We start from the raw sequence: 20,470 nt of genomic DNA on the forward strand, positions 1-20,470 counted from the left end.
ACGTGTGCACGGCGGTGATGAACCGGCTCGTCGGGGCCGAAACCTCCAGCGACGACATCGCGCTCCTGGTGATGAGCAGGCTCGCGGACCTGTCCGCTTCCTAGTCGGTGGGAAGGTTGACGCCAGCCGCGGACCAGGTTTCCGGCTCGGCCCCGCACCTCTGCGAAGTGCTTCCGTGCGCCTCAGGTCCGCCGCGACTCGGCCCCGGGGGTGAGGAAGATCAGCAGGAGGAGGGCGACGGAGAAGGTGCTGAGACCGGCGTGCAGGAAGTTGCCCGCGGTGTCGGTGTCCAGCCAGCTGCGCCTCGTCGTCCCCGCCTCGACGGCCGAGCCGTAGACGAAGAGCATCAGGTAGACCAGGAACTCCGCGGTGAGGAACCAGCGCAGGGGTCGCCGCCAGGCAAGCAAGGTCGTCGCACCGGCGCCGGTCACGGCGAGCAGGACGCTGTGCGGCATGTTCAGCTGCATCCCGAGCAACTGCGGAACCGGCGGGCCGGTGTTCAGCGCGATCCCGGCCACCCCGAGAGCCAGCAGGGCGATCCCTTGCAACCCGGCCAGGAAAGCGCACCACGCCCGCACCTTTTCCGGGTCTGGATCTCCCTGGCCACCCATCCAGCCATCCCTGAACGAACCCGTTCTCTCCCGTCCGGCCCCTGGTTAGCCGTGGAGCCAGGTGACCAAACCCGGTATGTGAGCTCGAAGTGACCTGATGCTCCCCGCGTCGTCACAGGAAGGAAAAACACCGTGCGCACACTTCCCCTGGAAGAAGTCGGCGCGCGGCGATGCGGCACCACTGCCGGCGTCTCCCGCACGTAGGTGTCAGCGGAGGCCCCAGGTCATGTCCTATCTGAACCCGCCGGAATTCGTCGCGAAGATGATCGACGCGGGCGAGGCCAAAGCGTTCATGTCCACCAGGGACACGGTGATCCGCGCCTACATGGCCGGCGCGATCCTCGCACTGGCCGCGGCCTTCGCGGTGACCATCAACGCGGAGACCGGGCAGCAGCTCATCGGCGCCCTCCTGTTCCCGGTGGGCTTCTGCATGTTGTACCTGCTTGGTTTCGACCTCCTGACCGGAGTGTTCACCCTCGTTCCCCTCGCCTGGCTCGACAAGCGCCCGGGCGTCACGCTGCGCTCCGTCCTGCGCAACTGGGGGCTGGTGTTCGTGGGCAACTTCGCGGGTGCGCTCACCGTCGCGGTCATGATGGCGATGATCTTCACCTTCGCCTTTTCCGTGCCTCCGAACGAAGTCGGCCAGATGATCGGCTCAATCGGCTCGAAGCGAACGGTCGGCTACGCCGAGCACGGGGTCGGCGGAATGCTCACGCTGTTCATCCGCGGCGTCCTGTGCAACTGGATGGTGTCCACCGGTGTCGTCGCCGCGATCATGTCGACCTCGGTGCCGGGCAAGGTGATCGCCATGTGGATGCCGATTCTGGTGTTCTTCTACATGGGTTTCGAGCACTCGGTCGTGAACATGTTCCTGTTCCCGTCCGGACTGATGCTCGGCGGTGACTTCTCGATCGCGGACTACCTGCTGTGGAACGAGATTCCCACGGTGCTGGGGAACCTGGTCGGCGGGCTCGTCTTCGTGGGACTCGCGCTGTACGCGACACATGCCCGTACCGGGCTGGCCCGCCGTCCGGCGATGCAGCAGGAAGCCAACACCACCATGGTCGGGTGAGTGCCCGCGACCAGCGTTACCGTTGGTTGCGATGTCCGGATGGGATTGGGCGGAGTTCACCGCGGCTGCCGGGACGCGGGTGCACGCAGCCGTCCTCGGGCCGTCCGGCGCGCCGGACGTGGTCTGCGTGCACGGGCTTGGTTGCTCGCACCGCTCCTTCCTCCCGCTGGCCCGGTGCCTGGCTCCGGAATTCCACGTGGTGGCGCTGGATCTCCCCGGATTCGGTCGCACGCCTGGCCCGCGCAAGCCGCTGGACGTGCGCGGCCTGTCCGCGGCCCTGGCTTCCTGGCTGCGCGCCACCGGCCGGCAGGGCGCGCCGCTGGTGGCCAACTCCGCCGGCTGCCAGGTCATAGTGGACCTGGCGGCGCACGAGCCCGGCCTGCTCGGTCCGGTGGTCCTCAACGGACCGACCATGGACCGGCGCGCCCGCTCCGCGGCCCGCCAGCTCGGCAGGCTGATCCGCAACAGCCCGCTGGAACCTCCCGCGCTGGTGGCGGTGCTGGCCCGCGACTACCTCGACTGCGGGCCGCGCCGGCTGCTCGCCACGTTCCGCTACCTGCTCGACGATCCGATCGAGCGCAAACTGCGCCACGTGCGCACACCGGCCGTCGTCGTGCGCGGCAGCCGCGACCCCGTCGCGCCACGAGCATGGGCGCAGGAGGTCGCCGCCGAGCTGCCCCGCGGCCGTTACGCGGAGGTTCCCGGCGCCGGGCACACCCTGCACTTCTCCGCACCGGCACAACTCGCCGACATCGTCAGATCGCTCGCCCGTCACGAGTAGGGATGGTCGTTTTCGGCCTGACGCGAGTGGTGGCTGGTCAGATGCTGATGGAGCCCTTCGCGAGCACACCGCCGTCGCAGACCAGCAAGGACCCGGTGATGTACGAGGACTCCCGGCCGAGCAGGAACAACGCCGCCCTGGCGGGCTCTTCGGCATCGGCCAGCCGTCCGAGCGGAACCTCGGCGCGGATGACGTCGCGGTAGCGGGCGCGGTCCTGTTCGGACACTCCCGCCCACATCAGCGGGGTTTCGGTCGGTCCGGGCACGATCGCGTTCACCCGGATCCCGTGCGGGGCGTAGTCGACCGCGAGCGTCCGCACCAGGCTGGACACTCCGCCTTTGCTTGCCGCGTAAGCGCTCGCGCCCCCGGCGGCGAACGCCACCGACGCGGCCGGTGAGGAGCACAGCACGAGCGAACCGGGGGTCGCCGTGCCGACCAGGTGGCGCAGAACCGCCTGCGCCACGAGGAACGATCCGGTCAGGTTGACTTCGAGGACATGGCGCCAGTCGGCCGGGCTCAACGTGTGCGCCACTCCCCCGATGTCCACTCCCGCCGCAGCCACCAGTCCGGTGGGCGGTGCTTCGAGCTCGGCGACCGCCGTGTCCACCGCCGCCCGCACCCGGGATTCGTCGGTGACATCGCAGCCCAGCCCGATCGCCGCGGGCGCGCCCTCGCCTCGGGCCCGGGCCGCGGTGTCGGCGGCGGACGCCTCGTCGAGGTCGAGGAGGCAGACCCGGTACCCGGCCCGCCCCGCCAGCAGTGCCGCGGCCCGGCCGATGCCGTGACCACCACCGGTGATCACCACGAGTCGCTGATCCATGGTCGGCGCTCCGTCAGGCCCGGATCAGCTGTTCGCCGGAGTAGCGGGCGAGCTTGTCCGGATCGAGCGCGATGCCGAGGCCGGGTGCGTCCGGGATCGGCAGCATCCCGTCGGCGTCGAGCCGGAAGGGCTCGGCGGTCAGGTCGTCGACGTAGGCCGAGCCCGTGCGGTACTCCACGAGATCGGTGCCGGGCAGCGCCGAGGCCAGGTGCAGGTCGGCCGCCAGCCCGACCGCGGTGTTCCAGCCGTGCGGGACGAGCCGGCAACCGTGCGCTTCGGCGAGCCAGCCGATCCGCCTGCTTTCGCTGAGCCCGCCCACCTTGGTCGCGTCCGGCTGGACGATGTCGAACGCTCCGGCGGACAGGTAGGGCTGGAACGACTGCCGCCGGGTCAGCACCTCACCACCGGAGATCGGCACCGGCGCCCGGCGGCGCAGCACCGCGAAGTCGTCGACGAGGTCCGGGGCGAGCGGTTCTTCGAACCACGCGACGTCGTGGTCCCGCAGCATCTCGGCGGTGTTCAGCGCCCATTTGAGGTGCCCGCGCCAGTGCGCGTCGCTGCCGCCCGCGTCCACCGCGAGCAGGCTCTCGGCTCCCACCGCCTGCCTCGCGGCGGCGACGATCTGCTCGTCGAGCTTCGCGCTGACCCGGCCGAACGGACCCCAGCCGATCTTGAAGGCCCGGAACCCGTGCTCCGACAGCTCTTCGAGGTTCGCCGCCAGCTTCGACGGCTCGTCGGCCAGCACCGAGGCGTACGGCCGGACGCGATCGCGGTAGCGCCCGCCGAGCAGCCGCCCCACCGGCTGACCGGTGACCTGCCCGAACACGTCCCACAGCGCGATGTTGACGCCGCTGATCACGTGCGTGATCGACCCGCCGCGGCCCAGCCAGAAGGTGTGCTGGTGCAGGTGTTCGGTCACCCGCTCCGGCTCCAGCGCGCTCTGGCCCGCCAGCAGCGGGGTCAGCACCTCCAGCGCCGCCCTGACCAGGTGGTCCGCGGTGAAGGCGCTGCCGATGCCGACCACGCCCTCGTCAGTGCGCACCGCGATCAGCGTGTGCACGACATCGCCGGGCGAGACCTCGGTCGCCCAGCCGTTCTCCGGTGTCGCACCGCGCAGACCCACGGCGCGCACTTCCTCGATCTTCACCAGTGCTTCCTCCCTGTCGGAGGCCCACCGTAAGTCGATTATCGATAATCGACAAGACTCCGCGAAGAGCTGGTCGGGTAAACTATCGATAATCGGCGAAGGAGGACCGTGCCCCCGAAGACATCCGACGCGGCCCGTTCGACCAGGGCGTACGTGGTCGAGCTGCTGCGCGACGCGATCATCGAAGGACGTCTGGCCCCGGGTTCCAGGCTCGGCCAGGACCAGCTGCGGGCCGAGTTCTCGGCCAGCGCGGCACCGGTGCGGGAAGCCCTGCGCGAGCTGGAGAGCGAAGGACTGGTCACCCACTACCCCAACCGCGGGTCCTTCGTGGCCGAGATCGACCCGGACGAGTTCCGCGAGGTGCTGCTGCCGATCCGCCTGCACCTGGAACGCCACGCCGCGCACAAGGTGCTCGCCGATCCCCCGGCCGGGCTCTGGGACGACCTCGACGAGATCGTCACCGGCATGCGCGGCGCTGCCGACCGCGGAGACCTGCGCGCCATCACCGAGGCCGACGTCCGGTTCCACCGCACCCTCGTGGAAGCCGCGCACTCCGCGCACACCGCCCGCATCTGGGCCGGGATCGAGTCCCGCGTCCGGATGCAGTTCAACCGCCTGGGCCGGCCGGAACGACGGCTGAGCGCCATCGCAGACGAGCACCGGAGCCTGCTCGACCAGCTGCGCGGCGGCGACCGGGAGAGCATCGACGCGGAACTGGAGGCGCACATCGTCACCGCGGCCGAACGGCTGCTCAGCGACGCGGAGACGTCCTGACGTCAGCTCCGCGCGGTCGCGGGCAGGTGGCCGTAGTCGGGCAGGTCGATGCCGTTGATCACCTGGAGCATCTTGCGCATGATCAGCGCCTTGCCCGGAACGTGCGGCAGCATCCGGATCATCTGGTGCTGCGCCCAGATCCCGAAGCGGCTGCGCGCGGCGAAGCGCTTCGCGTTGTCCGCGCCCATCTTCTGGTTCGCGGTGACGTAGTCGCGCATCCGCTTCTCGTATTCGGCGAAGGCGATCGCGTGGTCGCCGCCTGCGGCGGCCAGTTCCCCGGCGAGGACGTACGCGCCGATGATCGCCAGCGTGGTCCCCTGCCCGGAAAGCGGTGACGAGCAGAACGCGGCGTCGCCGAGCAGGGCGACCCGGCCCGCCGACCAGGTCGGCAGGTGGACCTGGCTGCACGAGTCGAAGTAGAAGTCCGCGGCGTTGTCCATCTGGTCCAGCAGCCAGGGAACTTCCCACTTCATGTGCCGCATGTGCTTGCGCAGCAACGCTTTCTGGCCTGCGGTGTCGCGGTGGTCGTAATCGGACCGGTCACCGCGGACGCTCAGCATGGCCATCGCCTCGCGGTTGTCCCGGATGCTGCGGACCACGGCCGAGCGGTCCGGCTCGGCGTAGCCGGTCATCCAGTGGTCGAGGCCGAGGCGGTTGGGCACGGTGAAGAACGCGAGCAGGTGGCCGAGGTCGCGCAGGTACCGCGACTCCGGCCCGAACACCAGCGAACGAAGCCCCGAGTGCAGCCCGTCCGCTCCGATCACCAGGTCGAACGCCTCGGACGTACCGCTGTCCAATGTGGCCACGACCCCGTCCCGGGTCTGCTCGACACCGGTGATCGTGTCGCCGAAGCGGTACTCCACGCCGTGCCTGGTCGCCTCGAACAGCACCGCGGCGAGGTCGCCCCGCAGGATCTCGATCTCGGCGATTATCCCGTCGCCGCCGAACATCTCCGCACGCATCCGCGCACGTTCCCGGTTGCTGCTGTCCACGTAGGACACTCCTCGGGTGTCCGTGCAGGCCGCGCGGACCCGCTCGTCCAGCCCCATCCGCCGGACGACCTCCTTGCCGACACCGCGGATGTCCACGGCCTGGCCGCCGGGACGCAGCCGCGGCGCCCGCTCCACCACGGTCACCTCGAACCCGTACCGGTGCAGCCAGTGCGCCAGCGCCGGACCGGCGATGCCGGCCCCGGAGATCAACACCCGCTTGGTCATCGTCCGCCTTTCCACCGGAGCACCGGTTGACCGGTGCTCACCCCCAGCAGGTGCGACCGTACAGCCATCTAGGACAACTGTGCAAGACGTCCGTCTCAGACGGTGCGGTTAGACTGCGGGCCATGGGCAACCGGGAGGACCTGCTGGACGCGGCGATGCAGTGCCTGCGCACCAAGGGCTACGCGCGCACCACGGCGCGGGACATCACCGAGATCGCCGGCACCAGCCTCGCCGCGATCGGCTACCACTACGGCGGCGTCCAGAACCTGCTCAACCAGGCGGTTTTCACCGCGCTGGAGCAGTGGAGCGACCAGGTGCAGGAGCGGCTCCGCACCGAGGCCGCGCCGGAGCGGAGCTACCTGGACCGCTTCGCCGACATCTGGCAGCGCACGATCGAGGCGATCAACACCGACCGCGCCGTCTGGGCCGCGTCGATCGACATGATCGCCCAGATCGACCACGTGCCCGAGATCCGCGACATGCTGCGGCAAGGGGTGCACAGCGCACGTACCGGCAACGTCGCCATGTTCGACGCGGTGGACGAGGACACCGTCGACGAGGAACAGGCCAGGACCGTGGGCGCGCTCTACTACGCGATCCAGGCGGGCGTGGCGATCCAGTGGCTGCTCGACCCGGACAACGCCCCCACCGCCGACGATCTCGTCGCCGGACTCCGCGCGATCACCGCGCGGGCCGCAGCCGACGACGCGTGACCAGGGCCGTCACCATGCGAGCGGCGCGGGTTCAGCGGGCGGCGACGAGTCCGTCCACAAAGGACCGGAGCCCGTCGAGGTAGGTGTCCTCGGCGGTCAGCGGTACCCAGCGGTCCGCCAGCTGCGCCAAGCGGGGCAGCTCGCTCGGGTCGAGGTCGGCGAGGACTCGCTCCCGGTAAGCAGGACGGTCATCGTTCGCGCGCTGGCGGGCCGCTGCCGTGCGGACCACGATCTCCCCGGCGGTGTAGTACCAGATCGCGCGGTACCCGTGCGCGGCCCGCTCGGGGTCAGGCCGCATTCGACCAGGCCGTCGACGATCTGCTCGACGAACCACAGGGCGGATGCCGACATCAGGTCGTCAGCGGTCAGCACCTCCACGATCCAGGGACAGGCGGCGAGCGCGTCGTGGATCGCGGCGGCGGCCAGGACGATCCGCTCGCGCGGCTGGGCAGGCGGATCGGTCCGGCGCAGCGCCCGCTCGGCGTAGTCGTCCAGCAGCAGGACGAGGAGGCCGCCACGATCCGGCGGGCCGTGCCGATGACCTCCTCGCGGGAGATGCGGGGAGGTCGGCCGGGGGCCTTGCGCGGGGTACGCGGACGGTGCTGGCGGCGGTGGCGGTCGCCCAGTTCGCCGTCGCCCTGGACCTGTCGGTGGTCAACGTCGCGCTGCCCGCGATGCGCACCGCGCTGGGCTTCGCGCCGCTCGACCTGTCGTGGGTCGTGCACGCGTACGCGCTCGCGCTCGGCGGTTTCCTGCTGTTGGGAGGCCGCGCGTGCGATCTGTGTGGAACTTGGTCATAGCCCCGATCGTCACCGCCGCGACCACGGGCGTCGCCCCGCACGAGGCCGGTATGGCCTCCGGTCTCATGAACAGCTCCCGCCAGCTCGGCGGCGCCGTCGGCCTGGCCGTCCTGGCCACCATTGCCGCGCACCGCACCGGCGCGGCCACCGACCCCGCCGCGCTCAACGGCGGCTACGCCCTGGGCCTGAGCGTCGCCGCCGGCCTCTTCGTCGTCGCGGCGGTGGTGGCGATCGTCGTGCTTCCCCGCCGCCGGACCGGGACCCCGGCCCCACGACCCGCCGCTCCGCTGGCTCGCAGGGGCTGATCGAATCCGGTCATCACCGGCAACGGAACCAGGAGCACGAGCCCATGACGTGGACCACCCTCGACCACCGACTCGACAGCGGAATCCTCACCGTCACGCTCGACCGGCCCGACCACCTCAACGCCTTCACCCCGACGATGGCCGACGAACTCGAGCAGACGTTCACCGAGGTCAACGACAACGACGACGTGCGGGCGATCATCGTCACCGGCGCGGGACGAGCCTTCTGCGCGGGGATGGACCTCAGCGCCGACGGCAACGTGTTCGGCCTCGACGAGACGCGCACGCCCACCCTCGCCGACATGGACGACCTGAGCAGCCCCGACCTCCGCCGGATCCGGGACACCGGAGGCAGGGTCACGCTGGCGATCCACTCCTGCCGCAAGCCGGTGATCGCCGCGATCAACGGTGCCGCGGTCGGGATCGGGGCGACCATGACGCTGGCGATGGATGCGCGCCTGATGTCGGCGACCGCGCGGTACGGCCTGGTGTTCGGGCGCCTGGGCATCACGCCCGAAGCCGCCTCGACCTGGTTCCTGCCCCGCCTGGTCGGAATGGCCAAGGCGCTGGACCTGGTGTACTCCGCCGACATCCTCGACGCCGAAGCCACCGAGGCCGCAGGACTGGCGAACGCGGTCCACCCGCCCGATCAGCTGCTGGACCGGGCCCGCGACCTCGCAGACCGCTGGACCCTCGGCCGTTCCCAGGTGGCGACCGCGCTGGCCCGGCAGATGCTGTACCGCAATGCGGCCCTGCAACACCCGGAGGACGCGCACCGAGTGGACTCGCTGGCCATGTTCTACACAAGCACCGGTGACGGCGCCGAGGGAGTCGCGGCGTTCCGCGAGAAGCGGTCCCCGGACTTCAAGCAGCAGGCGTCGGGCATGCCGCCGTTCTACGACACCTGGATCAACGGGACGACCCCCTGAGCGAAGCCGTCCTGACCGCCGGGAGGGCGAAAGCTCGGTCGCGGCCGTGAGCACGCGACCTGCCCGTCGCGGTCGTGTGCGGCCAGCAAAGGAGTAGCGCGTCGCGCGGATCAGAACCCCGGTGACCGGGCGATGAGGACCGGGCACGGCGCCACGTGCAGCAGAGCGCGGCTGGTCGAGCCCAGCAGCATCCCGGTCATCCCGCCGCGACCCCGGCTGCCGACGACGACCAGCTGCGCGTTCTCGGCGTGCTCGACCAGGTAGCGCACCGGCCGGTCCCGCTCGACGACCCGGCGCACTGCGACGTCCGGGTACTTCTCCTGCCACCCGGCCAGGCGTTCGGCGAGCAGCGCCCGTTCGGTCTCGTCGATCTCCGCCCACGCCCGGTCGTCCAGGCCGAACCAGGGCTCGGCCTCCACGTCGATCCAGACGTGCACGGCGACCAGCGGTGCGCGCCGGACCGACGCCTCCTCGAACGCCACCCCGACGGCGGCCTCCCCCACCCGCGAACCGTCGACGCCGACGAGGACCGGGCTCGCCGGCGCGGCCACCCGTCCGCGCACCACGGCGACCGGACACCGGGCGTGCACGGCGACGGCCTCAGCGGTGGACCCGACCGGCAGACCGGTCCGCTCACCATGACCCCGGACTCCCACGACGATCCGCCGGGCCTGCTGGGATTCCTCGACGAGAACCGCGCTGGGAACGCCCCGCCGCAGCTCCGAGGAAGTCTCGCAATCCGGAGCGGCCAGCCGCACGGCCGCCGACAACCAGCGGCTCCGCTCGGACTCGTCGGCCGCACGCGCCGCGGCGGGCAGGGACTCCGGCCCGACCGAAACCAGCCGCAGCGGGACGCGGTGCAGCGCGGCATCGTCCGCGGCCCACCGCACGGCATCGAACGCGGGATCGGAGCCGTCCACACCCACAACATTCGCTTTGCGCACAGCAGTTCTCCATGGGAATCACCGCCGGTCGACCAGGGCCGGGCGGCCTTATGTTCCGTTCCCGGCCGGGGTACCCAGAACTCGTAGGCCAAGCCGGAGCTCGCTGAAGGGGACGCCATGGTGGCACCGGACAAACCCGTTGCCGCGGGTGTGGACGGATCGGAAGGTTCCGGCCGAGCGGCGCTCTGGGCGGCTGCGGAGGCCGCCCGCCGCGGGGCCGGGCTCCGGCTGGTGATCGTCAACGACGACCCTGTTCGCGCCGACCACGCCGAGCAGGCGGTGCACGAGATCGCGACCAAATGCCGTGCGCACGCACCGGATGTCGAGGTGACCGCGGAGGTCGTCACCGGCCGTCCCGTGGAGGAGTTGCTGCGTCTCAGCGGCGCCGCGCAGCTGGTGGTCCTCGGCGCACGCGGGCGCGGCGGCTTCACCCAGGCCCTGCTCGGCGGGGTGAGCACCGGCGTTGCCACCCAGGCGTCCTGTCCGGTGGTCGTCGTACGCAGGGACGTCCCCGAGACCGCGGGCCCGGTGGTCGTGGGAGTCGACGATTCGGCGTGCAGCCGGGAAGCGTTGCGGTTCGCCTATGCCGCAGCAGCACGCCTGGGCGCCGACCTGGTCGCATTGGAGGCGTGGCACGAGGAGGGGCTGCTCGCGGTGCCGCTCGCGCCGCCCGATCGGGACCGCGTGCAACACGAGGTCGAGCAGTCGCTGGCCAAGCAGACCGCTCCGCTGCGCGAACGGTACCCGGCGGTCAGGACCCGCGAGGTGGTGCAGCGCGGTCACGCGGTGTCGGCGCTGACCGACGCCGCCCGCGACGCGCGGCTGCTGGTCGTGGGCCATCGCGGCAGTGGCGGGTTCGACAGCCTGTTCCTCGGCTCGGTGGCCGCCGGGGTGCTGCACCACGCCCCGTGCCCGGTGGCCGTCGTCCGCGGCGCGGGCTAGGTCATCAGGTGTTGCGCTCGTCAGCGAGATCGCGGAGGAGCCGGCGAGCGGGCCGCCTGGGGTTTCCGGCGGCCGGGGTGGCGGCCAGCCGACTCGGACAGCGCGCCCACCAGAGCGATCTCGATGTCACCCGGCTCCGCGGCATCGACCACCTCGACGCCGGCCAGCGGCCGGGGTCGCCGAGACTCGGCTCCCGGCGAACCCGCACCCACCAGCCGAGCGCCGCAACCCCGGCACCACGTCCGCCCCAGTTGCCGACAACATCGCTACAGCTTCCCACCGGCGGTGCGCGGGGCGGTCGATTCGTACCTGCTGTCACCGACGGGGTCTCGTTTGAGGTAATCCTCCAAGTCGAACATGTTGCCCTGCGAGCGGTCGGTGATGTTGAGCATCGTGCTCATCCGCGAGAGCTCGTCGACCTGCTCGGACAGGAACCAGCGCATGAACTGCTCCCCGAGGTAGTCGCCCTCCTCCCGCAGGACGCTCGACAACGTGGTGACCTCCTGGGTCACGGTCCGTTCCTGTTCAAGGGTGAGCGCGATCGGCTCGCGAGGATCGGAGAAGTCGTTGCGGACGGTCTGCACCGCCGGGATCTCCACCGCGATGTTGTTGTCCATCATGTACTGGACGACCCGCAGCGCGTGATTGCGCTTGCGCACCGACTGCCGGTAGAAGTAGGCCGCCAGCCGGGGCAGGTCCCGCTGGTCGAACCACACCGCGATCGCCAGGTACTGCTGCGACGCGTTGAGCTCGTTGCCCACCTGGTCTTCCATCAGGTTCTGGGCCCGCGAGGTGCGGGGTTCGATCTTCTTCACAACCGCATCCATGGGAAAACGCTACGACGGGCCGGGCGTGCGCGCGAAAGTTCGCCGCCGGCACGCCCGGGTCGTCTCAGCCGTGCGGCTGAACCGGATGATCAACGGAGGGACGCGGGTTGTCCTGAGTGGATCGTTTGACGACCATGCGGGCACGCCTTGATCGCCGAATCGCGTCCTCCCGCCAGGCGGCGGGCTCCTTCCCCAGGCTGGAGTGTCCGAGTGAGCGTGCTGCCGGAACGCCGGGACCAGCTGCTGGCCGCGTTCGTCACCGCGGGGTCCGTCTTCGGCGACACCGCCGCGCAAAGCGCTCTCGTGCTGGAGTTCCACGACACCGCGTCCCAGCCGTCGTGGGCGATCACGGCGCTGCTGATGGCCGCGGCGGTCCCCGCGGCGATCGTCTTCCCCTTCGTGGGCGCGGTGGCAGACCGGTTCGACAGCCGCCACCTCATGACGGTTTCCGCCGCCGCCAGCGCGTCGTGCTGTCTGGGACTTGCGGCGGCCGACTCGTTCTGGGGAGTCCTGCTGCTGGTTGCGTTGCTCAGCGTGCTGGCCTCGGTCGGCACTACGACCCTCAACGCACTTATGCCCGCATTGGCCCGGCCAGGACGTCTGGCGTCGGTGATGGCCGTGCAGCGCGGCGCCGCGCTGATGGGTGCGACCGCCGGGCTCTCGCTGGGCGGCGTGCTCTCCGGCGCGTTCGGCACCGATGTCGTCCTCCTGCTGGACAGCGCGAGCTTCGCTCTGCTCGGCGCCGGATGCGCCGCGATCCGAACCCGGCGCCGAGCAGGAACGTTGGCGTGCAAGGGTCCTCGTGCCGCCCGAGCTTCGCGGCGACCTGATGCGTCGGCGAAGCGGTTCTGGTCCGCGCACCCGCTGCTGCTGACAGCGACCGTCAGCTCGGGCGCGGTGAGCCTCTTCGCGACGACGACCAACGTCGTGCAGGTGTTCTTCGTCAAGGACGTGGTCGGGACCGACGACGCCGGTTACGGACTGGTCAGCGCGTGCTGGATGGCGGGCATGGTCGTGGCCGTGCCGCTGGCCGGGCGCGTCCCGGACCGCCTCAGGCCGCTGGTGGCCATGACCATCGCCTGCGAGAGCGCTACCGGCCTGGTCTTCCTGGTGTGCAGTGCCTGGCCCACCGTGCCGGTGACCGCGGCCTGCTACGTCGCGGGCGGACTTGCCAGCAGCGGCGTGATCATCGCGCGCGGAACCCTGGTGCAGTTGCTGAGCCGGGAGGAATCGCGTGGGCGAGTCCAGGCCGCAGCCGGCGCCGCGCGCCGATTCGCGGGCGCGGCGGCGCTCGCGCTTGGGGCGGTGTCGTTGGAAATCTTTGGTGCGCGGGGCACTTTCGCCTTCGCGGGGTTGGGTTCCGTCGTGATATCGGCCGTCTGCGGGCTACGTCTGGCCGTCGTTCTCCAGCGCGCCAGCGCCGAGCCCGCCGCCGCACACCCGATCCCGGCCAGGCGGGAACGCCTCTGATGCACTGTCCGCGAAGACGAGAACGGAGAAGAAAATGCTGGAACAGATGGTCGAGCGCGGCGCCCTGCCCGTCGCCGTCGACACCGATCGGGACGTCCTCGTCCTGAGTCCGCTGGCGGAAGCCCGCTTCGACGAACCGAGCTTCGACGGTACGGCCCGGGCCGGAGCCGACGGACGGCTGTACCGCTGGACCCTGGATGACTTCGTCGACCAGGTCGCGAAGTACCGGCCGACCCAGCCGCTCCGGCTGATCGCGCACACCTCGCGCTGCGGGTCGACGCTGCTGGCGAACCTCCTCGGACTCCGGCCGCACCACATGGTTCTCAAGGAACCGGGCTTCCTCGTCCACTCGTCCCAGCGCGCTCTCCGACGCGGGCCGAGCCGGGAGGACGTGCTCCTGCGCGCTCTTCTGCACTACTGCCGCGCGGTGGCGGACGCACACCACCGCAGTCTCGTCGTGAAGCTGACCAGTTGGACCGCACCACTGATCCTGCGCGCGCTGGAGGGCAGTCCCGACGTCCGGTGGCTGTTCCAATGGCGCGATCCAGCCGCAGTGGTCGCCTCCCAGCTGGCCTCCTCACCGCGATGGTGGACGCACGAAGACATTCGAAGCGACGTCGCTCGTTTGCTTGCGCACCAAGATGAAACCGACCCGGCGCGCTTCTACGCCCTGGTGTGGTGCGCAATCACCAACGCGGCCTTGTCGACGCCGATGCCCAGTCTGCGGTACGAGGATCTCGTGTCGGACAAGCTGCGGGCCCTGCTTGCCGCCGAGGAATGGCTTTCTCTGGGAGTGGCGCAGGCTGCCCCGGACGGCTTCGAGGAGCGGAAGTCCCAGTACTCCAAAGGATCCAGCTCTCAGCGTTTCGACCCGGTGGGCGCGCACCGGAGGCCGCAGCTGGAAGAACACCAAGCCACGGCCGTCCAGAGCCTGTCCGGGGAACTCCTGTCCGCCCTCCAGAACACAGCGGTTCCCTTGCTCGGGCCCGCAAAGGCCCGTCCCTGATCTCGGGTTATTCCGGACCTCGCAAGGCGACCAGTCCCGCCCGTGCGAGATCCACCAGCAACTCCCCCACCTGCTCCGAGGAAACGGTGCTTCCCGCCTCGGCAACCAGCTCGGCGAGCGTGACCTCCCTCCCGACGGCCAACCGCTTCAGGACCGGCGTGACCGCGACCGGGTAACGCCGTTCCAACCCACCGGCGCTCAGCAGGACCTCGGCCTGTTCCTCGGTCACGACCGCCCGCCGGGCGCGTAGCTGCGCGCGCATGCCGTCGTCGTCCGGCAAGTGCGGCTCCGCCAGAGCTGTGTGCGGCAGCGCGTATCCGGGGTCGGCCTGCCTGGCCGCGTCGCGGTGCACGGCCATCCGGTCCAGGACAGTCGGATCCTGCAAACGATCAAGCACCAGCCGCCGCAGCTCGGCGAGGTACGCGTGCTGCGTTTGGGAGTCCTCGAACCTCGGGAGATCCGCTCGCACCAGATCCTCGTCCCGCAATGAGCCGGCCACCCATTCCAGCAGGTCGGCACCGGTGGCCCGCCGAAGGCCGAACGTCAGGTGCAGCGACGGACCACTTGTCGCGTTGACCGCGTGCCACCAACCACGGGGCAGGTAGAGCACCTGGCCCGGTTCGAGCACGAACTCGGTGATCGGCTCCTCCGGCGCGCGGACCGACATCTCCATGTCGTCCTGCAGCGGAAGAGGATGCCGTGGGCCGAAGATCTTCCAGGACTTGCGCCCGGCGAGCTGCACGACGAGGACGTCGTGCGGATCGTAGTGCGTGTTGGAGCCGGGGATGTCGGTGCAGGAAGCGTAGAGGTTGACCCCGACGGACTCGCGCAGGTCCCGCTCCAGGGCCGCGGCGAGGTCGCGCACCGGCGCGGACAGCTGGTCCACATCGCGCAGTCGAAGAGTTGCTCCTGCGCGCAACTGCGTGGTCAGCGCTCCCGGGCGCAACCGCTGCCAAGTCTGGCGGAAACGGGTGATTTCGGGGGCGGTGTAGGCGTACTCGGGCACCAACCGTCCCCGGTTCAGCAGCCGCAGCTGGGTTCCGTCCAGCCGGTGTTCGGTCAGCAGGCGGTTGAGCGCGTCCCAGTCGAACAGGTCGGTAAACCGAGACGCGGAATGTTCGCCGAACACCTGGAAGTCGCGCCCGTACACGTTCGCGAAGAACTCCTCGGTTGTCTTCGGCGCCACGAGCCAGGCCAGCCCGGGGTCGTCGACGCGGGAACCCCGGTTCGGAGCACCAGTTCCGGCGGAGGGCTCCTCCAGGTCCGTGACCTCGTTCCTGGATCCGGTGGTCGGCTGTGCTGTCATCACATTGGTCCTCTCCATTTGTCGAACGGGTTTCTCGTTCGGCCCGCGGCAAATCTCTGGATACGATCTTTCCCATGTCTGATCACGCCCCCAGCAATTACGAGACCCGCATCGCCGACTCCTACGACACGTGGTTCCGGGGCCAGCCCACACAGGCCACTGTGGACCGTTTGGCCGAACTGGCCGGGGACGGCCCCCTTCTGGAGCTGGGCGTCGGTACCGGCCGGGTCGCGATTCCCCTGGCCCACCGGGGACTTCCGGTGCACGGTGTCGACGCTTCCGAATCGATGGTGGCCAGGCTTCGGGACAAGCCCGGAGGCGACGAGGTCGCCGTGACGATCGGCGACTTCAGCGAGGTCCCGGTCAGCGGCAGCTTCTCCGTGATCTACGCGGCCACCGCGACCTTCTTCGAGCTTCCGTCCCAGGAGCAGCAGGTGAGCTGCTTCGCCAACGTGGCACGTCACCTGACACCCGGTGGCTTCTTCGTCCTCGACGGTCTGCTGCCCGATGCGCACGTGGACAGCAGCGGCCAGGGAATGCGGACCATGCAGGACGCCGAGCAGTTGGTGATGAACACCCGCACCTTCGACCGCGCCACCCAGCGCCTGCAGTCGCGCTACGTCATCGTCTCCCCGGCCGGGATCGAGTTCATGCAGACCGCGTTCCGCTACGCCTGGCCGGGCGAGCTCGACCTGATGGCGCGGATGGTGGGGCTGGAGCTGCACGAGCGGTACGGGAGCTGGAGCGGAGCGCCGTTCAACCGCGCAAGCACGATGCACGTCTCCGTCTACCGTTCCGCCACCTGATGTCCGATCCGCACCGACGTCAGCCGAACGGATGCGGCGGCGGACGGTGTCCACCCGGTTCGGCCGGGACGACCGCCTTCCGCTCGTCTCCCGGCAGTGCGCGGGCGCCGGGCACGACCACCCGCAGGGCGACCGAGCCCTCCGGCCCCAGACCCGGAACTGTCGTGTCGACCACGACGGCGGCAGAACGCGTGTGCTCGCACAAGGAATCGACCAGCTCGCTCGTGTCGAGCGCCTGACCCGACCGTTCGCGCTCGCCCCCATGCTCCCCTCCGTCGAAGTCGACCACACCCCAAGCTTCCGACCGGCCCACCCGCCGGCACAGGCGACTCCACGGGTTCAGGCCCAAGCGCCCGTGGAACGCGGCCAACCCGTGCTCGACCGCGTTGCGCGGCGGTACCTGCGACGACGCGCCCCACTCGCGCCAGGCGATCTCAGCGGCCTTCGAGGACCGCATGCTCCACCGCAACATCAATGCTTCGTAGCCCGCGGCTTCGACTCCCCTGCACAGTTCGTCGGCGCTGGAATCCACCACGCAACGAGCACCGAAAGCCTGCTCACGCCCCTCGGGCGTGGCCAGGCAGACCACCACGCATCCGGTTCGAGCGGGACCGGCCAGCAACAGCGCACCGGCGCGGAGCCCCATTCCGTCCACTGTGGCTTCCAGATCTCGTGGCAGCGCGATTCGCCGACCGTCCGGGACGTCAGCACCGACGCCGTACCAGGCCCGCCAGACCAGATCCCGCTCCAGGGTCTCCAGCAGGGCATGCCGCACAGCGGAGTCGTGGTCGTGGTGGGCGGCCAGGCCCGTGGAACCCACGTTGATCACCGTCGGCGAGCGGTGCTGGAGGAAAACCGCCCCCGCCGGGACCAACGTCGGCTCGCCGGTGAGCAGGCACTCACCGTTCACCCATTGCAGACGGAACTCGCGGTCCTCGGCGCCTCCACTCCCGTGCCAGGAAGCCGGGTCCAGCGCCGTTCGCCCGGCCCTTCGGAGCTCCGAGAAGGACGCGACCGTCGCCCGGCCCTCCGCTGTGCGCCCGGCGATGATGTTGGCCGCCCGTTCGAACAGTTCGCCCCGGGTGCGCGGCACCACGGACTCCTCGCTGCGGCCCGCGGCTGATCCGACGACGACCTGATCACCGCCCGCTGCCGGGTTCCGCCCGAAAGCCGGGCTTCGGGCGGCGATCCGGCCGAACACGATCTCAGGATTCCCGGGGAACGGGTTGAACAGGTGAACCCGGGTCGGCAGTGCCGGTACCGCTTCCTGGGGCCGGATCGGCATCAGGCGGAAACCCCGTCGTTGACCCGCAGCGCCGCGCGAGCTCCGGCTTCGTCCAACACCAGGCAGCCGTGGTCCGACAGCGCCTCCCGGTGGCGGTGGAGCAGGTTCCTGGCCTGATCCGCTTGCCCGATCAGCTGATCGAGGCGGACCCGCAACGTCTCCCGCTTGGCCGGGAACGTGTCTTCGTCCGCCAGCAAGCGTTCGTAGAGCTCACAACACCGTTCCAGGACGACGAGCTGTTGGAAAAGCCCGGCGAGCGGGCGGGGGTCGGAACGCAGCGGAGTCTCCGACAGGGTTTCCGCAGCGTCGGCGACGAGGAAGGGCCGGACGGCGTTCGCCCCGTTGCACCGGTTGTGCGTTCCCTCGTGCACGAGCGCTTCGGCGCAATGCACCGCGGCTGGGAGTCCGCCCTCGCCGTCGGCGAATCGGCGGCGGTTCAGGAAGACCGCTCCATGAGAGGTGAAATCGGTGAATCCCGCGATCCGGTTGCTGTCCATGAGAACCACTTGACGGACGACCGCGGCCAGCTCGGCGAGGACTTCCGGCCAGAACTCGGCCAACAGGCAAGCCGTGGCGCAGAGAACCGCACGCTCGGATGCGCCCCAGTCGATCGCCTGGGCGGTCGTCGGCGAACCGTCTGCTTTCGGCGGGGTTTGCTTCAAAGCCCGCGCGAGACTGTCCCGCAGATGCGGTTCGGACGGGGCGAGATCCACCTGCCAAGCCGCGCACGCACTCTTCGACGCCCTTTCCGCACTCTCCTCGGACAAGGCGATCAACGTCGCCAGCTGGTCGTCCTGTCCCGGCGCGTGCCCCGAACGACGGGCCGTCTGCACCTGGTAGGCCCATGCACAGCTACCGGGATAGCGCAGATCCAGAAGTCTGAGGGACTCCTCATCTCTGGAGGTTCCGTCGCCGGAAGGGGGAATCCCCAGAACACCGCGGATCACGTCTTGGACCGCTGCCGACTCCCGTGCCGCCTCGCCTGCGTCGGGCTCTATGCGCACCTTGCTCTTCCTCCTGCTCTCCCCGCGGCCGGGCGGGGATCCGTCCAGAAATGCGGCGGGGAGCGAGGAAAGCCCCGCTCCCCGCCGGTCATGACCTCACTCGGCGCAGGACGCTCAGTCCCACGGAATGTCGATCATCAGGGCGTACTCCTGCAGCTCGACCGCGGGAACTTCCTCGATGACGGCTTCGTCGAGCGTGGGGGCGGCAGTCTCACTCATGTGAACCTCCATCGTGTTGGTGTTGCATTGCGAGGCTGACGCTAAGAGGCCGGGCATTCCCCGGCCACGGTCGCCACTCGATCGAATGGACCAGCGGATCACCCTGAACGCGTGCCACGCGGACCTGTGGCCCCGTTCGCATTCGATCAGGAGCCGTCACCGGCTGGATGTCCACACTGGACCTATTTGCCCTGCGCAAGGCCGCGGTCCGGCTACACCAGCCCCCTGCCCCTCAACATCGCGTGCAGCAGCTCCATCGACTCGGGCAGGCTCTTGACCTGCGTGTCAATCCTTAGATCCGGTTCGATCGGGATCTCGTAAGGATCGTCCACTCCGGTGAGGCCGACCAGCGCACCGGAACGCTGCCTGGCGTACAGGCCCTTGACGTCCCGCTGCGCGCACACCTCGACGCACGTGGAGACATGCACTTCCAGGTACTCGGAGCAGGACTGCTCATGACGTTTCCGCACGGCCTCGCGACTGGCCTGATAGGGCGCGATCACCGGTACAAGCGCCTTCACGCCGTTGGACGCAAGCAACTCCGCGACGAAACCGACCCTCTGGACGTGCGTGTCCCGATCTTCCGGGGTGAAACCCAGCCCAGCGGACAGGAACGCGCGCATGTCGTCCCCGTCCAGGACCTCCACCCGATGACCACCCGCCCGAAGACGCCGGGCCAGCGCGTTCGCGATCGTCGTCTTTCCCGAGCTGGGAAGGCCGGTGAACCAGACCGTAGCCCCCAGACCTGTCACGCCCATGTCGTCCTCCCGTTCGACCGAAGCACCGACTCTCTTGTGGACGGTCCTTTGTCCACAAGAGACATCATCTTCGACCTGGCGGACGGCCGCCTCGGTGGTCGGCGATGCATTAGAACTGACGTTCGAATACTTATGCCACTTGTTGCAGTGCTACTCGTTGCATATGCTCCTCGCATGGCGCTGGAACACGCGATACTGGTCTCGCTCCTCGAGCGGTCGAGCACGGGCTACGAGCTGGCCCGGCGGTTCGACCGCTCGATCGGCTTCTTCTGGAAGGCCAGCCACCAGCAGATCTACCGGGTTCTCGGCCGGATGACCGAGGCCGGATGGGTCACCGCGACGACCGTGCCCGGCGATGGCAAACCGGACAGCAAGGTCTACGAGCCCAGCGAGCGGGGCCGCGCCGAACTCTCCCGCTGGCTCGGCGAGCCGTCCGACCCGCAGGTCATCCGGCACGACCTCGCGGTCAAGATCCGCGGTGCCGCGTTCGGCGATCGCGACGCGGTGCTCGCCGACGTGACCCGGCACTGCGAACGCCACGCCGCCCAGCTGGAGCTCTACCGCCAGATCGAGGCGCGCGACTTCCCCGAACCGGACCGGCTCAGCGGTCACGACCTCGCGCAGTACCTCGTGCTGCGCGGCGGGATCATCCAGGAACAGGGATTCCTCGACTGGTACCGCGAGGTCCTCGACGCCCTCGGCCCGCACAGCGGTTCCTGATCCCTCCCCACGCC

At 69.8% G+C, this 20,470-nt stretch carries 24 protein-coding genes; 13 read left to right on the forward strand and 11 right to left on the reverse strand.

All coding sequences use genetic code 11. The annotated features are described in order from the left end of the window. Positions 1-104, forward strand: a 104-nt coding sequence (locus ABD691_RS18090; protein ID WP_344681334.1) for a hypothetical protein, incomplete at its 5' end; no start/stop codon positions are given. 78 nt (positions 105-182) lie between these two features. Here the strand turns inward: ABD691_RS18090 and ABD691_RS18095 are convergent. Beyond that, the gene (locus tag ABD691_RS18095) at positions 183-611 is read right to left on the reverse strand and encodes a DUF4383 domain-containing protein (protein ID WP_344681151.1); all 429 of its coding nucleotides are present in this window, start codon (positions 609-611) and stop codon (positions 183-185) included. Between the two features lie 226 nt (positions 612-837). Between ABD691_RS18095 and ABD691_RS18100 the strand changes: the two genes are divergently transcribed. Beyond that, a complete protein-coding gene (locus ABD691_RS18100; protein ID WP_344681152.1) occupies positions 838-1,683 on the forward strand; it encodes a formate/nitrite transporter family protein in 846 nt (281 codons plus the stop codon). A 31-nt stretch (positions 1,684-1,714) separates the two neighbouring features. Next, positions 1,715-2,464: an alpha/beta fold hydrolase gene (locus ABD691_RS18105; protein ID WP_344681154.1), complete on the forward strand. Its 750-nt coding sequence runs from the start codon at positions 1,715-1,717 to the stop codon at positions 2,462-2,464. 37 nt (positions 2,465-2,501) lie between these two features. Here ABD691_RS18105 and ABD691_RS18110 read toward each other — a convergent pair whose 3' ends face one another. Both ABD691_RS18110 and ABD691_RS18115 read right to left on the reverse strand, forming a co-directional pair. After that, on the reverse strand, positions 2,502-3,284 hold the full coding sequence (locus ABD691_RS18110) for an SDR family NAD(P)-dependent oxidoreductase (RefSeq protein WP_344681156.1): 783 nt from the start codon (positions 3,282-3,284) through the stop codon (positions 2,502-2,504). A 13-nt stretch (positions 3,285-3,297) separates the two neighbouring features. Next, a complete protein-coding gene (locus tag ABD691_RS18115) occupies positions 3,298-4,431 on the reverse strand; it encodes a mandelate racemase/muconate lactonizing enzyme family protein (RefSeq protein ID WP_344681158.1) in 1,134 nt (377 codons plus the stop codon). 108 nt (positions 4,432-4,539) lie between these two features. Between ABD691_RS18115 and ABD691_RS18120 the strand changes: the two genes are divergently transcribed. Next, positions 4,540-5,205, forward strand: a complete 666-nt coding sequence (locus ABD691_RS18120) for a GntR family transcriptional regulator (RefSeq protein WP_344681160.1) — start codon at positions 4,540-4,542, stop codon at positions 5,203-5,205. 2 nt (positions 5,206-5,207) lie between these two features. Here the strand turns inward: ABD691_RS18120 and ABD691_RS18125 are convergent, their stop codons facing one another. Further along, entirely contained in the window at positions 5,208-6,422 is a 1,215-nt protein-coding gene (locus ABD691_RS18125; protein ID WP_344681162.1) for an FAD-dependent monooxygenase, read from the reverse strand. A 122-nt stretch (positions 6,423-6,544) separates the two neighbouring features. Between ABD691_RS18125 and ABD691_RS18130 the strand changes: the two genes are divergently transcribed. Further along, positions 6,545-7,135, forward strand: coding sequence for a TetR/AcrR family transcriptional regulator (locus ABD691_RS18130; RefSeq protein ID WP_344681164.1), 591 nt, complete (start codon positions 6,545-6,547; stop codon positions 7,133-7,135). Positions 7,136-7,166: 31 nt separating this feature from the next. Here the strand turns inward: ABD691_RS18130 and ABD691_RS18135 are convergent, their stop codons facing one another. Continuing rightward, positions 7,167-7,433, reverse strand: a complete 267-nt coding sequence (locus ABD691_RS18135; RefSeq protein ID WP_344681166.1) for a hypothetical protein — start codon at positions 7,431-7,433, stop codon at positions 7,167-7,169. Positions 7,434-7,746: 313 nt separating this feature from the next. Here ABD691_RS18135 and ABD691_RS18140 point away from each other — a divergent pair, with 313 nt between their 5' ends. Genes ABD691_RS18140 through ABD691_RS18150 form a run of 3 tightly spaced genes read left to right on the forward strand, consistent with a single transcriptional unit; the run spans position 7,747 to position 9,169 of the window. Then, positions 7,747-7,935 (forward strand): hypothetical protein, encoded by a 189-nt coding sequence (locus ABD691_RS18140; protein WP_344681168.1) that lies wholly within the window; start codon positions 7,747-7,749, stop codon positions 7,933-7,935. Then, a complete protein-coding gene (locus ABD691_RS18145; protein WP_344681170.1) occupies positions 7,908-8,240 on the forward strand; it encodes a hypothetical protein in 333 nt (110 codons plus the stop codon). Before ABD691_RS18140 ends, ABD691_RS18145 begins: the two co-directional genes overlap by 28 nt. Before the next feature lie 44 nt (positions 8,241-8,284). Then, complete coding sequence (locus ABD691_RS18150) at positions 8,285-9,169, forward strand: crotonase/enoyl-CoA hydratase family protein (RefSeq protein WP_344681172.1); 885 nt, start codon at positions 8,285-8,287, stop codon at positions 9,167-9,169. A gap of 110 nt (positions 9,170-9,279) precedes the next feature. Here ABD691_RS18150 and ABD691_RS18155 read toward each other — a convergent pair whose 3' ends face one another. Further along, on the reverse strand, positions 9,280-10,113 hold the full coding sequence (locus tag ABD691_RS18155) for a universal stress protein (protein ID WP_344681174.1): 834 nt from the start codon (positions 10,111-10,113) through the stop codon (positions 9,280-9,282). A gap of 117 nt (positions 10,114-10,230) precedes the next feature. On the opposite strand from ABD691_RS18155, the gene ABD691_RS18160 reads away from it, so the two are divergent. Then, positions 10,231-11,055 (forward strand): universal stress protein, encoded by an 825-nt coding sequence (locus ABD691_RS18160; RefSeq protein ID WP_344681176.1) that lies wholly within the window; start codon positions 10,231-10,233, stop codon positions 11,053-11,055. Between the two features lie 266 nt (positions 11,056-11,321). On the opposite strand, the gene ABD691_RS18165 is transcribed toward ABD691_RS18160, so the two are convergent. Then, positions 11,322-11,882 (reverse strand): ferritin, encoded by a 561-nt coding sequence (locus tag ABD691_RS18165; protein WP_344681178.1) that lies wholly within the window; start codon positions 11,880-11,882, stop codon positions 11,322-11,324. A 210-nt stretch (positions 11,883-12,092) separates the two neighbouring features. On the opposite strand from ABD691_RS18165, the gene ABD691_RS18170 reads away from it, so the two are divergent. Together ABD691_RS18170 and ABD691_RS18175 are read left to right on the forward strand one after the other, a co-directional pair. Continuing rightward, positions 12,093-13,352 carry an MFS transporter gene (locus tag ABD691_RS18170; protein ID WP_344681180.1) on the forward strand — a complete coding sequence of 420 codons (1,260 nt, stop codon included), beginning with the start codon at positions 12,093-12,095 and terminating at the stop codon, positions 13,350-13,352. Positions 13,353-13,386: 34 nt separating this feature from the next. Further along, positions 13,387-14,358 (forward strand): hypothetical protein, encoded by a 972-nt coding sequence (locus ABD691_RS18175; protein ID WP_344681182.1) that lies wholly within the window; start codon positions 13,387-13,389, stop codon positions 14,356-14,358. Positions 14,359-14,365: 7 nt separating this feature from the next. Here ABD691_RS18175 and ABD691_RS18180 read toward each other — a convergent pair whose 3' ends face one another. Then, entirely contained in the window at positions 14,366-15,664 is a 1,299-nt protein-coding gene (locus ABD691_RS18180; RefSeq protein WP_344681184.1) for a cupin domain-containing protein, read from the reverse strand. A 74-nt stretch (positions 15,665-15,738) separates the two neighbouring features. Here ABD691_RS18180 and ABD691_RS18185 point away from each other — a divergent pair, with 74 nt between their 5' ends. Next, entirely contained in the window at positions 15,739-16,470 is a 732-nt protein-coding gene (locus tag ABD691_RS18185; RefSeq protein WP_344681186.1) for a class I SAM-dependent DNA methyltransferase, read from the forward strand. A 19-nt stretch (positions 16,471-16,489) separates the two neighbouring features. Here ABD691_RS18185 and ABD691_RS18190 read toward each other — a convergent pair whose 3' ends face one another. From ABD691_RS18190 to cysC, 3 genes are all read right to left on the reverse strand, one after another. Beyond that, complete coding sequence (locus ABD691_RS18190) at positions 16,490-17,755, reverse strand: YcaO-like family protein (protein WP_344681188.1); 1,266 nt, start codon at positions 17,753-17,755, stop codon at positions 16,490-16,492. Continuing rightward, positions 17,755-18,759, reverse strand: a complete 1,005-nt coding sequence (locus ABD691_RS18195; protein ID WP_344681190.1) for an aKG-HExxH-type peptide beta-hydroxylase — start codon at positions 18,757-18,759, stop codon at positions 17,755-17,757. Before ABD691_RS18195 ends, ABD691_RS18190 begins: the two co-directional genes overlap by 1 nt. Before the next feature lie 431 nt (positions 18,760-19,190). Continuing rightward, positions 19,191-19,736: an adenylyl-sulfate kinase gene (gene cysC / locus ABD691_RS18200; protein ID WP_344681192.1), complete on the reverse strand. Its 546-nt coding sequence runs from the start codon at positions 19,734-19,736 to the stop codon at positions 19,191-19,193. A 174-nt stretch (positions 19,737-19,910) separates the two neighbouring features. Here cysC and ABD691_RS18205 point away from each other — a divergent pair, with 174 nt between their 5' ends. Continuing rightward, positions 19,911-20,456, forward strand: coding sequence for a PadR family transcriptional regulator (locus tag ABD691_RS18205; RefSeq protein WP_344681194.1), 546 nt, complete (start codon positions 19,911-19,913; stop codon positions 20,454-20,456). Positions 20,457-20,470 lie beyond the last annotated feature (14 nt).

Origin of the sequence: Saccharopolyspora taberi, from assembly GCF_039534165.1 — a bacterium.
GTDB classification, from domain to species: domain Bacteria; phylum Actinomycetota; class Actinomycetes; order Mycobacteriales; family Pseudonocardiaceae; genus Saccharopolyspora_D; species Saccharopolyspora_D taberi.

Bases quoted from the DNA above. Each gene is read 5' to 3' on its own strand.
- ABD691_RS18190 (WP_344681188.1), bottom strand. From the start codon at position 17,755: ATGCCGATCCGGCCCCAGGAAGCGGTACCGGCACTGCCGACCCGGGTT.
- cysC (WP_344681192.1), bottom strand. From the start codon at position 19,736: ATGGGCGTGACAGGTCTGGGGGCTACGGTCTGGTTCACCGGCCTTCCC.
- ABD691_RS18150 (WP_344681172.1), top strand. From the start codon at position 8,285: ATGACGTGGACCACCCTCGACCACCGACTCGACAGCGGAATCCTCACC.
- ABD691_RS18165 (WP_344681178.1), bottom strand. From the start codon at position 11,882: ATGGATGCGGTTGTGAAGAAGATCGAACCCCGCACCTCGCGGGCCCAG.
- ABD691_RS18095 (WP_344681151.1), bottom strand. From the start codon at position 611: ATGGGTGGCCAGGGAGATCCAGACCCGGAAAAGGTGCGGGCGTGGTGC.
- ABD691_RS18180 (WP_344681184.1), bottom strand. From the start codon at position 15,664: ATGACAGCACAGCCGACCACCGGATCCAGGAACGAGGTCACGGACCTG.
- ABD691_RS18100 (WP_344681152.1), top strand. From the start codon at position 838: ATGTCCTATCTGAACCCGCCGGAATTCGTCGCGAAGATGATCGACGCG.
- ABD691_RS18105 (WP_344681154.1), top strand. From the start codon at position 1,715: ATGTCCGGATGGGATTGGGCGGAGTTCACCGCGGCTGCCGGGACGCGG.
- ABD691_RS18130 (WP_344681164.1), top strand. From the start codon at position 6,545: ATGGGCAACCGGGAGGACCTGCTGGACGCGGCGATGCAGTGCCTGCGC.
- ABD691_RS18160 (WP_344681176.1), top strand. From the start codon at position 10,231: ATGGTGGCACCGGACAAACCCGTTGCCGCGGGTGTGGACGGATCGGAA.
- ABD691_RS18125 (WP_344681162.1), bottom strand. From the start codon at position 6,422: ATGACCAAGCGGGTGTTGATCTCCGGGGCCGGCATCGCCGGTCCGGCG.
- ABD691_RS18185 (WP_344681186.1), top strand. From the start codon at position 15,739: ATGTCTGATCACGCCCCCAGCAATTACGAGACCCGCATCGCCGACTCC.
- ABD691_RS18110 (WP_344681156.1), bottom strand. From the start codon at position 3,284: ATGGATCAGCGACTCGTGGTGATCACCGGTGGTGGTCACGGCATCGGC.
- ABD691_RS18205 (WP_344681194.1), top strand. From the start codon at position 19,911: ATGGCGCTGGAACACGCGATACTGGTCTCGCTCCTCGAGCGGTCGAGC.
- ABD691_RS18175 (WP_344681182.1), top strand. From the start codon at position 13,387: ATGCTGGAACAGATGGTCGAGCGCGGCGCCCTGCCCGTCGCCGTCGAC.
- ABD691_RS18135 (WP_344681166.1), bottom strand. From the start codon at position 7,433: ATGCGGCCTGACCCCGAGCGGGCCGCGCACGGGTACCGCGCGATCTGG.